The organism is Gemella bergeri ATCC 700627, from assembly GCF_000469465.1.
Lineage (GTDB): Bacteria > Bacillota > Bacilli > Staphylococcales > Gemellaceae > Gemella > Gemella bergeri.
The window spans coordinates 1-12150 of the sequence record NZ_KI271811.1; the positions used below are offsets into that span (position 1 = coordinate 1).

The following is a 12150-nucleotide window of genomic DNA, read 5'->3' on the forward strand; positions in this document are numbered from 1 at the left end:
ATATTTAATAAATATAATAGATGGATTAACAAATTATATGGGTTGTATTATAATTTTTGTTGCAAAAAGTAAATTTATTTTTTATTCCCGAGAGAATTGACCTTAAAAGTTAAAAACTCTACATAGAATTTATTAATTGATAAGTTAAACGTAGAGATTTATTGATTTAAGAGAATTTTTTAAAAATTTTATGAATTGTATTAGGAAGAAACTTGGAAAAATTGATTTCCAAGTTTCTCCCAAATAATTTTACCTGTTCTTTGTAGACGAAGATATTTTATAAGATTTACCTTAGTAAAAATACCCTAGAAAATTTTTCTAGGGTATTTTGGTATGTATTATACTTTTGAAGTGTCAATATCATTATAATCAATAAATTTTACTTCTTCATCTTCTTCAATAATTTCTTTAACTTTTTGCATTTGATTATCCAGTTTTGCACTAATCTCCGCACATAATAAAAGCCGACGCTCAATTTCTTTTTCTTTTTCAACGCTGAGGTTTTTTTTATAACGTAATTTATGTTCAAGGCTTGCCCAAAAATCCATTGCGATTGTCCTAAATTGAACTTCTACAGCCACGTGTTCAACACTACCTGATAAAAATATCGGTATTTCTACAATAAGGTGATAACTGCGATAACCATTGTCCTTATTATTTTTTATATAATCTTTTTCGGCTATAACCGTAATATCATCTTGTTGTTTCAAAGCGGCAACAAGTTTATATACATCATTTTTAAATGAACATATAACACGTACTCCGGCAACGTCGTAAATATTTTGTTTTATGGTATTAACATCGAAATCTAAATTTAAACGTTGTAACTTATTCATCAAACTGACGGGGCTTTTTAAACGGGTAGAAATTGATTCTATCGGATTATTTTCCCCATGCAGTGAAAATTCTTTATCAAAGACATTAAGTTTTGTCTCTATTTCAAGCATTGCACATTCATAGTGCATAAATAATTCAATAAATGGTTGTATCTCATTAAAGAGAACATTTTTACCATTATTTTCAGCCGGAAATAATTGTTCTGTTAATGTTTCAATGTGACTTTTTTTCATAACGTAACTCTCACTTTTATATTTTATTACACCTATCATAATATATAATATTCTTAAAATAAAGTTTAAACAATGACTAAAAATAATTTTTTATAAAAAAAGAAGATGATATAAGGAGATGCAAAACTGTACTAAGGAAATAGGTTAATAAAAATTAGTACAGATTGTAATAAAATTTAAGGTAATTCCTATATCAACGGTAAAGAATAAATTTGTGATAAAAAAACAGTTTACACAAAAATTTCACAACTAACTGAAGATGGCTATATAATCGCAAATTCAATTTCCGGGAAATAATTTAGGTATAGACAAATTGCTTTTTTTACTATAAGATATATAATATAGAAAAAAATATGGGAGGAATTTTGATGCAGGCAGAAAAATGTTATTCATATACAGAAAAAAAACTAGATATATTAAAAGAAAAATTATCAGTAATTAAGCGTGATGGTAGAGTTTCACGTTTTGATGCAGAAAAAATTTATAAAGCTATAGAAAAAGCAGTATTTTCAGTTTTTGGAGAAAAGCATAGTGTTGATATACAAAAAATAGTTGATAATGTTGTACTGGAAATTGTTAATCGTTTTAATACAAATATTAAAATTTATGAAATTCAAAATATAGTAGAACATACACTTGTGCAACTGGGAGAAGTTGCTATTTATGAAGAGTATGTTGGTTATCGTAGTAAGCGTGATATTGAGCGTGAGCAGAGTTTGGATCTTAATGTAGCGATAGAAAAACTCGTAAATCGTGATGAGAGTCTTGTTAATGAAAATGCCAATAAGGATAGTTTAGTGTTCAATACTCATAGGGATTTAACAAGTGGTATTGTCGCAAAAGCAATTGGACTTAAAATGTTGCCGAAGCATGTGGCTAACGCACACCAAAAAGGAGAAATCCATTACCACGATTTAGATTATTCACCATATCAACCACTAACCAACTGTTGTTTGATTGATTTTAAAGAGATGTTAACAAAAGGGTTTAAAATTGGAAATGCCGAAGTAAGCAGTCCAAGAAGTATTCAAACAGCAACAGCTCAAATGGCACAAATTATCGCTAACGTTGCCTCAAGTCAATACGGCGGTTGTAGTGCTGATAGAATAGATGAAGTATTGGCGCCGTTTGCTAAATTGAACTATGAGAAAAACTTAAAAATGGCACGTGAGTGGATAGAGGGTGAAGAAAAACAAGAACGCTTTGCCCGTGAAAAAACAAATAAAGATATTTATGATGCAATGCAATCGTTAGAGTACGAAATAAATACGTTGTATTCTTCTCAAGGGCAAACTCCTTTTACATCTTTAGGTTTCGGTTTGGGTGAAGGAGAATTTGAAAAAGAAATTCAAAAGGCGATATTACAAGTAAGAATAGAAGGACTTGGCGTCGAAAAAAGAACGGCTATTTTTCCAAAATTAATTTTTGTTATAAAAGACGGTTTAAATTTAAAACCCACAGATCCTAACTATGATGTAAAAGAATTGGCATTGAAATGCGCAACACAACGTATGTATCCGGATATTTTAATGTATGATACTTTAGTGAAAATCACAGGTAGTTGTAAAACGCCGATGGGTTGTCGATCATTCTTACCGGCATGGCGAGATGAAAATGGTGAGTTGGTGGAAAGCGGTCGTATGAATTTAGGAGTAGTAACGCTGAATTTACCACGTATTGCTATAGAATCAAAAGGAAATAAAGAATTATTCTGGAATATTTTTAATGAACGTTTGGAGATTTGTAAAGAAGCATTAGACTATCGTGCAAAACGTTGTGGAGAAGCAAAACCGAAAAACGCTCCTATATTATATATGCATGGAGCGTTTGGGAAAAGATTACAACCTGAAGATAAGGTTAAACAACTTTTTGATAAACAACGTGCAACGTTATCATTAGGGTACATCGGATTGTATGAAGTAGCAAGTATATTTTATGGCGGAGATTGGGAAAAAAATCCTGAAGCTAAAGCATTTACGTTAGAAATTATGAAACATATGAAAGATAATGTTGATAAATGGACACGAGACGGTGATTATTGGTATAGTATTTATTCAACGCCGAGTGAATCGTTAACAGATAGATTTTGTCGAATGGATACTGAAAAATTCGGAATTATAAAAGATGTTACGGATAAAGAGTATTATACTAATTCATATCACTATGATGTTCGAAAAAATCCGACACCGTTTGAAAAATTGGAATTTGAAAAAGACTATCCGTATTATGCAAGTGGAGGTTTTATTCATTACTGTGAATATCCGGTATTAAAACAAAATCCGAAAGCATTAGAAGCTGTGTGGGATTTCGCCTATACACGTGTAGGTTATTTAGGAACAAATACACCGATTGATCGTTGTTACAAATGTAATTATGAAGGAGAATTTGAGCCGACAAAAAAAGGGTTTAAATGTCCGGAGTGTGGTAATAATGATCCAAAAAGTTGTGACGTTGTTAAAAGAACTTGTGGCTATTTAGGAAATCCTCAAGCACGTCCAATGATAAAAGGGCGCCATAAAGAAATTGTAGCCCGTGTAAAACATATGAAATAAATAATTTAGAAGTAATTACAACAAGAACTAAGTATGTTGTATCATTTTATGGTATAAATACTTAGTTTTTTATTATATATTTTAAATGTAGTTAACGAAATTGAGATGATGAATATATACTTTTATAAATTTCTATTTTTCAAATTAACAAAAACTAATTATTTGTAATTATTATGTATAGAAAATATATAAAATGTAATGAAATAGTATCATTATAAATCTTTACTTTAAGATATATTTCTGATAAAATCTTATGTAGTATATATTAGGAGGAAATTCAAATGGGTAAATTAACTAAAGGGTTATTTTTAGGTGTTGCTTCAGCGGTAGGGGCATACTACTATAAAAATCCAAAAGAATTAGAAAAACATAAAGAACTATTAAAAGAAAATGTAAAATTAGGTTTAAATAAGGTGAACGATTTTATTAATGGTGACTGCTGTTGCAAAAGAGATGATGTGGATCGCACCGGAGAAGATATAGCCAAAGAACGTTTGGATAAATTGACAGCTGCTTACAATAAAGAAGAAAAAGCTGAACCGTTTGTTGAACTGAAAACAGATGAAAAACCAGCCGAGCAGGTTGAACTTGTAGAAGAAGAACCACTAGCAGAAAATACAGAAGATTTAAAAGAAGAAAAAGAAGAAATCGAAAAAAGCGAAGAAGTTGATGAAGTCACCGATGAAGAAATATCAGAAGAGCTTCAAGAAGATACAACAGTAGAAGAAGTTATTGACGATGTGCAAGAGGAAACTTCAAAATTGGAACAGGAAGTAGAAGATGCTAAAATTGAACTGGGTCGTTTGATTGAAGAAAGATCACAGGAAAAAACGGAAGATAAAGATGTAACTGAAGAAAAAGCTGCAAATAAAACAACATTAGATTCGATTGTATCACTATTTTCATCAAAAGAAGATAAATAAAATATACTAAAAGACAGGTTTTTGTACCAACTTCAAAAGTTGGGTATTGTTACCTGTCTTTTTATAATTATTTTATACCATTTATTAAGTTTATAATAATACCGTTTTGGTCACTAATAGTAATATTATCATCGGTTTCTTTTAATATATTTATATTATGAATTTTAATACGTTGTATGACTAAGTTATAGGTATTACCATCAATAAAATGAATATCAAATTTCTCTAAACCCGGTGTTCCCTTTTTGCGTAGGTTTAAATTAGGACCTGCCCAGTTGTTAACGGCAAGATGATGATGATAATCTCCATAAGCAATCCAACTTGCATTAGGAACGGTAAATTTGTCTTTGAACCCTAGGATATGTTGGAAGAAGTTACTTGATTCTTTAGAATTTTTAACGCTTAGATGAATATGACCGACTGATGTACCGATAGGTAATTGATAAGGGGATATTGGTTGTGAAATATTAAGAAGATGTTCGGCATCAAGTGCTTCAGTTATATCAATAATACGCCCGTCTTCACGTTTATCCCAAAATTTTTCATCTTTATCATAATAGACCTCAATACCATTGCCCTCAGGGTCTGAAAGATATATAGCATTGCTATAACCGTGATCTGCCCCTCCTTCGAGTAAGACTTTAGTTGAAACAAAATGGTTTAAAATATTGGCTAAATCCTGCTCACTCGGTACAAGGTAAGAGATATGATATAAACCATATGAGCGAATAAACTTAGTATGAACCTTATTCAATATTAAAAGCGGTTTATTATCAATTGTACCTAATGTGGCAGATGTTCCATTATAAGAAATGATGTGCATACCCATTGTATGTGTATAGAAGTTAAGTTGATTGTCTAAGTTATTAACATTTAATGTAACCGTACCAAGTACGATGTCAGAATTATATTTTTTCATAAAATTTTACCTCAATTATATTTATTAGATGATTCTATATGTAATTTATTATATAGTATATTTTACAAGGTACAATATTTTTTATCAAGTAGGTACTTTTTTGTTCTATAGTATCTTTTTAAATAGATTTATATTGTTTAAGTAAATATAATTATTAAAAAATTAATTCAACCATAAATATAAAATTAAAAATTTTAAGGATTTATTTTGAATTGGTATTATATTGAATGTCAAGTAATACTTTTTATGATATAATAATAAAGTTGAATACGGTAAAGAACCGAAACGAAAATAATCAAAAGGAGTGAGTACCAATATGGCATTGACAGCCGGAATAGTTGGATTACCGAATGTGGGGAAAAGTACCCTTTTTAACGCAATAACGAAAGCAGGGGCATTAGCGGCAAACTATCCATTTGCGACAATTGATCCAAATGTGGGAATTGTTGAAGTACCTGATCAAAGATTAAATAAACTAACAGAATTGGTAGAACCTAAAAAAACAGTACCGACGTCATTTGAATTTACAGATATAGCCGGTATCGTAAAAGGAGCATCAAAAGGAGAAGGACTGGGGAATAAATTTCTTAGTCATATTCGTGAAGTAGATGCGATTTGTCAGGTGGTTCGTTGTTTTGAAGATGAGAATATTACACATGTTGCCGGCGGTGTAGATCCACTGTATGACATCGAAGTAATCAACTTAGAACTTATTTTAGCCGATCTTGAAAGCGTTGAAAAACGAATTGGGCGTGTTGAAAAACAAGCTAAACAAAAAGATAAAGATGCGGTAGCAGAATTTAATGTATTATCTAAGGTGAGAGATATTTTAAAAGAAGAAAAACCTGTACGTTTACTAGAATTAGATAAAGAAGAACAAAAAATTGCTAAAAATTTACATTTACTAACGATGAAACCAATGCTTTATGTTGCAAATGTAAGTGAAGAAGATTTATCCAATATTGATGAGAACGACCATGTAAAAAAAGTTCGTGAATTTGCCAAAGAAGAAGGCAGTCAAGTAATTGTTGTCTGTGCAAAAATTGAAGAAGAAATGGCATCATTGGAAGATGAGGAAAAAGCCATGTTCTTAGAAGAATTAGGCATTGATGAGAGCGGATTGGATAAATTGATTAAAGCAAGTTACAGTTTATTAGGACTGGCGACATACTTTACAGCGGGTGTTCAGGAAGTAAGGGCGTGGACGTTTAAAAAAGGGATGCTGGCACCGGAATGTGCAGGGATTATTCATTCTGATTTTGAACGCGGTTTTATTCGTGCTGAAACAGTAAGTTATGATGATTTAATTGAATATGGAAGTATGCAAAAAGCTAAAGAAGCGGGTCGAGTACGTCTTGAAGGGAAAGAATATGAAGTAAAAGATGGTGATATTATGTTGTTTAGATTCAACGTATAGAGTAAAAAGTTCAAGAAGAAAATTAATAATTAAATAATGTAATTATCCTACGAAGAAAACCGTAGGATTTTTTATATTTTACAGAGGTATGTTATAATTATGTACAAAGAGGTGAAATGTTATGTTGCGTTTTTTTCATAGACCGCTCTTGATAGCAAAACTAACATATTATGAGTATTTAATTAAAAATAATAAACGTCAATCAACAATTGAATATAAAATTAAACGGATAATAAAAGAGGTTACCGGAGAAGAAATCGATGATATTAAGGTATTTAATAGTGGATTATCAACTCCTGAATTAAGTAAAAACGGCTTTCAAGCAACAGCGATATATGTACCTAAATATGAAGAAATGCTTATTATTTTTAGAGGAAGTGAACGTGATGATATAAGTGACTGGTTTTATAATTATACGGGTATTGTATCCGGTGCAAATACCAGTCAACTTGATTCTGCATTTGCTTTTATTAAATTCCTTAAACATAGCATTCCAAATTTTGATTTATGTTATAAAGTGGCAGCCGGACATTCTTTAGGGGGACATTTGGCGATTTCATTGGAATTGTTAAAGGGTATTTTTCAACGTGTTTATACCTATAACACCGCACTACCTCAACTGAAACAACTCAGAAAATATGATAAGAAATATGATAAAAAACTTCGTGAATATTTTTTAGAAAAAAATCTTACGGAAACTAATAAACTTCAAGAATTTACAACCAATTATTATAAAAAGAATGCACATCATATTTATAATTTTGTAAGAAGAAACGATTTTGTAGAATCGCTAAATATGACTGTAGGAACTTTTAGAGTAGGTAAGGATATAGAGTATCCTCCATTATTGAAAGTATTTATAGCACCTGAAGAGTATCTGACCCAAGAGGATACTTATGAACTTGATAGATTATTTGAAAAATTTTACAACAGATTGGAAAATAAAGGTATTCCGGCAGATATGGTGAAAGATATGCCAAAAGAGATTGCTGATGAGTTTGCAAGTTTGGTAATAGAAGAAATTAAAAATCCTATTCAAAATCAACTAAATTTAATAACACGGTGAAAAAATAAAGATAATACGGATAAAAATAATAATTTTGCAAATTCATACAAGACTTTTAAAGCTCTTTATAATTATATGCTTTATTTGGCACATTCGGGTATTATTTCGGAGGATATAATTAAAAATAATGAAGGCAAAAATGCAACGAGTTTGTATGAGAAGGTGCTGAATAATGAAACTGCAAAAAGTTTAAAAAATCTCCTTAAACCGCTTCAGGAATTTTATACTTTAACAAAAGCGATTTATCTAGTTGTTCATGCTAAGGAATTTGAAGATTTTAGCGGTTGGGTAGAAATCGCTAAAGCCCATGATTTGCCCCCGTTCTATGATGTTTTTGATGAATAATAAAGTATGAATTTTTTCGCTCGGAAAATTTTAAGGGAGTGACTTAACAAAATTTGATTTTTTAAATCATAGTTTAAGTCACTCCCATTTTTTCTTTAATTAACTTATTCGTGATCGTCATCTTCTCTTGAAGATGGATTTTGCGATTCTACTGCATCAGATGTTTGGTTGTCCTTATCTTCTTTATCTTTATCATCATCTTTGTCCTTTTCTTTAGGTTTAGATGGAGTTCTAAAAGTTAAAGTTTTATCAATATTAAAACCGAATTTTAACAAAGTTTTTTCCTTATCTAATTCTTTAAAGTCTTTTGGTATCATATCCGAAATGTTACCTTTAGAATTGTTATACGGATTAATATCCGAGTCAATAACAGAAGAAGGTTTTTCAAATTCCGTATCAGGAGAAACTAATTTATTACTATAGTCGTATATAGCATTCATGACATGTGTCCATGCTTTATGTGCATAGTCATACGAGGGAACTGTTGTCGGTTTATCGTAACCTGCCCATAATCCAACTGTGATGTTTTTAGTGCCGCCTACTACCCAAAGGTCATTATAATATTCTGACGTACCCGTTTTAACAAAAAGGTTTTTATTATTAAATTTCAGATTTTTACCAATATCGACTGATGTACCATAGCTGGCATTAATAACGTTGTTTAACATTTTCACTATTAAATAACTTGTTGATTCTTCATATATTTTTACCGGTGTAAAATTTGAAGAATAAATTAACTCATCTTTATTGTTGCGAATTTCATCAATAATATAGGATTTCTTATATTTTCCGTTATTAGCGAAAGTAGCGAAAGCATTTGTATTTTCTGTAACTGAAACCCCATGTGATAAACCACCGATTGCAGCGGCGAGATTCTTTTTATCACCCTCATCCATTTTTTTAAAATTCATTCTTTCTAAATATTGTTCAACAGGATTCTCATTAACAAAAGCAGAGTATAGTCGTACAGTTGATAAGTTGAGTGAACGTGCTAATGCTTCTTTAGCAGGGATATAACCGTACTCTGTTCTGTTGAAGTTTTCAGGTTTCCAGCCATTATAATTAAATCTTTTGTCTAGTACCGTTGAGTTAGGGGTAATATATCCTTTATCAATGGCAGGACCATAAACAAGTAAAGGCTTAATAGAAGAACCGGGAGAACGAAATGTTCTTGTAGCGTGATTAAGTTGTTGCTTATTATAATCTACTCCGCCGATAAATGCTAAGATTTTTCCTGTATTGTTCTCAATAACGGAAGCTCCTATTTCCATTGGGTAGGTAACACCTCCATTTCTTGCACTTGGATAAGATTTAAAAGTGTTTTTAGCATTATTTAGTGTATCATACAGTTTTTTATCAACGGTGGTTTTTACTTTGTATCCGCCGGTAATAAACTTAATACGACTTTTTTCTATAAGTTCTTCACGATATGTGCTGTTGGTTTTAAATTTTTCAAGTTCATTATTTTTCTTCGCTGTCTGTTCTGCCAAAATTTCAGCAGCAGATGTAGTTATTTCGTCACGTATATATGGATAGTTTGTATATTCTGTACTTTTTTGTTTAATGAATGCCCCTTTAATATCAAAATGTAATGCTTCGTTGTAATCATCTTTTGTAATATAACCTAATTTTACCATACGTTTTAGTACATACTGTTGACGAGCAAAGCCTAATTGCAGTTCTGAGTCAGATTTTATATTTCCTTTTTCATCAAACGGTGTGTATTTGAATGGAGATTGAACAAAGCCGATAAGATAAGCGGCTTGAGCAATATTTAATTCTTTAGCATGTTTACCGAATACTCCTTGTGAAGCTGATTCAATACCGCTAATATTTTGTCCGAGACTATTTTTTCCAAATGAAGCAACATTTAAGTAAGTTTCAAGTATTTCGCGTTTTGTAAAACTATTAGTAACTCTAAGTGAAAGTAATATCTCTTTAGCCTTTCTTTCATAAGAATGTGTGTTATCAAGCAACTGATTTTTAACAAGTTGTTGAGTAATGGTACTGCCGCCGGTGTTGGATTTACCGGACATTTCGCTATACAACGCTTTAGCTATTGATAATACTTCAATACCGCTATTTGAATAAAAATTGGCATCTTCACTGGCAATAATCGCATTTTTAACATTGTCACCCATCTCATCAAAACTGATAGATTTTCGAATTAATTCGGAGTTAATTGTACCGAGTTTTTCACCACTACCGAAGTAAACATCACTATTTTCGCTAATATCATTGATTTGTTCGTGCATTTCTTCAAAAGATAAAAGTGGTTGTGATTTGACCAATCCACCGATAAAGCCGAATACTACACCGACACCGAGGCTAAAAATAAGTGCTAACCCAAGTAATATTTTTCCTTTGTATTTTTTTTGTTTCATTAAAATCTCCTTGATAAATTTATCATATTTATTATACCATAAGTTAACAAAAAAAATAAAAACATGTGAAAAATTATTATTATTAATCAAATAAAGTAATAAAAAAAGTTTTAAATTATGGTATAATGTAACATAAGTATTAATAATATAAACGTATTTAGGAGGTTAATGTATGAGTAAGTTGTTAGAAGATTTAAAGTATAGAGATTTAGTATACCAACAAACTGATGAAGAAGGTATTAAAAAATTATTAGAAAGAGAACAAGTATCAATTTACTGTGGGACAGATCCAACCGGTAATTCACTACATATAGGTCATTTATTGCCGTTTTTAACACTAAAAAGATTTCAGCAACATGGACATAGACCGGTTGTTGTAATTGGCGGCGGTACGGGTATTATCGGAGATCCATCGGGACGAAGCGAAGAACGTCAATTACAAAGTTTAGACGTTATCAAAGAAAATGCTAAAAGATTAGAAGCGCAATTACGCAATATTTTTCGTGGAGATGACAATATATTATTTGTTAATAATTACGATTGGCTTAGTGATATTTCAATGATAGAATTTTTACGTGACTATGGAAAACTAGTAAATATCAACTACCTGCTTGCAAAAGATTCAATTTCAAGCAGATTGGAAAACGGTCTATCATTCACAGAATTTAGTTATACAGTATTACAAGGTATTGACTATGCCCATTTGAACGAACATCATAATGTAAAAATGCAAATCGGTGGTTCTGATCAATGGGGAAATATTACAACAGGATTGGAAATTATGAGAAAACTTCGTGGTGATGTGGAGGCATACGGTTTTACAATTCCGCTAATGTTAAAAGCTGATGGAACAAAATTCGGAAAATCAACAGGCGGAGCAGTATGGTTAGATCCTGAACAAACAACACCATATGAATTTTATCAATTTTGGTTTAATACGGCAGATACAGAAGTTATACCTGCACTTAAAAAATTTACATTTTTAGAAAAAGAAATAATAGATAAATTAAGTGAGAGCGTAGAAAAAGAACCAAACTTACGTCTTGCCCAAAAAGCGTTGGCGGAAGAAATGGTAAAAATTGTTCATGGTGAACAAGCATTGGAAAGTGCCTTAAATATTACAAAAGCACTGTTTTCAGGAGATATTAAAGCACTAACTTCAAAAGAATTGGCACAAGCTGTAAAAGGATTGCCAAAAAGTGAATTAGATAAACAAGAATGTAATATTATAGATTTCTTAGTAGACAGCAGTATAGTATCATCAAAACGCCAAGCACGTGAAGATGTAACCAACGGAGCAATCTACATAAATGGAGATAAAATTACGGATTTAGACTATATAGTAAGCCAAAAAGACCACTTAGAAGGTAACTATACAATTATACGCCGAGGTAAGAAAAATTATTTATTAGTGGAATATAAGTAGTGTAAATAATTTATAGTGATAAAAGTATATATTATTTTACAAATATTT

7 protein-coding genes and 1 pseudogene are annotated in these 12150 nt (G+C 31.0%); 5 read left to right on the top strand and 3 right to left on the bottom strand.

All coding sequences use genetic code 11. From position 1 onward, the window contains the following. Positions 1 to 338: 338 nt before the first annotated feature. Complete coding sequence (locus tag HMPREF1983_RS01625) at positions 339 to 1070, bottom strand: GTP pyrophosphokinase (protein ID WP_052526601.1); 732 nt, start codon at positions 1068 to 1070, stop codon at positions 339 to 341. Positions 1071 to 1438: 368 nt separating this feature from the next. On the opposite strand from HMPREF1983_RS01625, the gene nrdD reads away from it, so the two are divergent. Together nrdD and HMPREF1983_RS01635 are read left to right on the top strand one after the other, a co-directional pair. After that, a complete protein-coding gene (gene nrdD, locus HMPREF1983_RS01630; RefSeq protein ID WP_040460795.1) occupies positions 1439 to 3622 on the top strand; it encodes an anaerobic ribonucleoside-triphosphate reductase in 2184 nt (727 codons plus the stop codon). A gap of 281 nt (positions 3623 to 3903) precedes the next feature. Next, the gene (locus tag HMPREF1983_RS01635) at positions 3904 to 4545 is read left to right on the top strand and encodes a hypothetical protein (protein WP_021752541.1); all 642 of its coding nucleotides are present in this window, start codon (positions 3904 to 3906) and stop codon (positions 4543 to 4545) included. A gap of 67 nt (positions 4546 to 4612) precedes the next feature. Here HMPREF1983_RS01635 and HMPREF1983_RS01640 read toward each other — a convergent pair whose 3' ends face one another. Beyond that, positions 4613 to 5464, bottom strand: a complete 852-nt coding sequence (locus HMPREF1983_RS01640; RefSeq protein WP_021752542.1) for a VOC family protein — start codon at positions 5462 to 5464, stop codon at positions 4613 to 4615. A gap of 316 nt (positions 5465 to 5780) precedes the next feature. On the opposite strand from HMPREF1983_RS01640, the gene ychF reads away from it, so the two are divergent. Then, positions 5781 to 6881 carry a redox-regulated ATPase YchF gene (gene ychF, locus HMPREF1983_RS01645; protein WP_021752543.1) on the top strand — a complete coding sequence of 367 codons (1101 nt, stop codon included), beginning with the start codon at positions 5781 to 5783 and terminating at the stop codon, positions 6879 to 6881. A 121-nt stretch (positions 6882 to 7002) separates the two neighbouring features. Beyond that, a pseudogene (locus HMPREF1983_RS01650) lies at positions 7003 to 8292 on the top strand (DUF6792 domain-containing protein). A gap of 104 nt (positions 8293 to 8396) precedes the next feature. Here HMPREF1983_RS01650 and HMPREF1983_RS01655 read toward each other — a convergent pair. Next, positions 8397 to 10676: a transglycosylase domain-containing protein gene (locus HMPREF1983_RS01655; protein WP_021752546.1), complete on the bottom strand. Its 2280-nt coding sequence runs from the start codon at positions 10674 to 10676 to the stop codon at positions 8397 to 8399. 172 nt (positions 10677 to 10848) lie between these two features. Between HMPREF1983_RS01655 and tyrS the strand changes: the two genes are divergently transcribed. Next, a complete protein-coding gene (gene tyrS / locus HMPREF1983_RS01660; protein WP_021752547.1) occupies positions 10849 to 12102 on the top strand; it encodes a tyrosine--tRNA ligase in 1254 nt (417 codons plus the stop codon). The last annotated feature ends 48 nt before the right edge of the window (positions 12103 to 12150 follow it).

Coding starts and splice junctions, on each gene's coding strand:
- ychF (WP_021752543.1), top strand. CDS start 5,781: ATGGCATTGACAGCCGGAATAGTTGGATTACCGAATGTGGGGAAAAGT.
- HMPREF1983_RS01625 (WP_052526601.1), bottom strand. CDS start 1,070: ATGAAAAAAAGTCACATTGAAACATTAACAGAACAATTATTTCCGGCT.
- nrdD (WP_040460795.1), top strand. CDS start 1,439: ATGCAGGCAGAAAAATGTTATTCATATACAGAAAAAAAACTAGATATA.
- HMPREF1983_RS01635 (WP_021752541.1), top strand. CDS start 3,904: ATGGGTAAATTAACTAAAGGGTTATTTTTAGGTGTTGCTTCAGCGGTA.
- tyrS (WP_021752547.1), top strand. CDS start 10,849: ATGAGTAAGTTGTTAGAAGATTTAAAGTATAGAGATTTAGTATACCAA.
- HMPREF1983_RS01640 (WP_021752542.1), bottom strand. CDS start 5,464: ATGAAAAAATATAATTCTGACATCGTACTTGGTACGGTTACATTAAAT.
- HMPREF1983_RS01655 (WP_021752546.1), bottom strand. CDS start 10,676: ATGAAACAAAAAAAATACAAAGGAAAAATATTACTTGGGTTAGCACTT.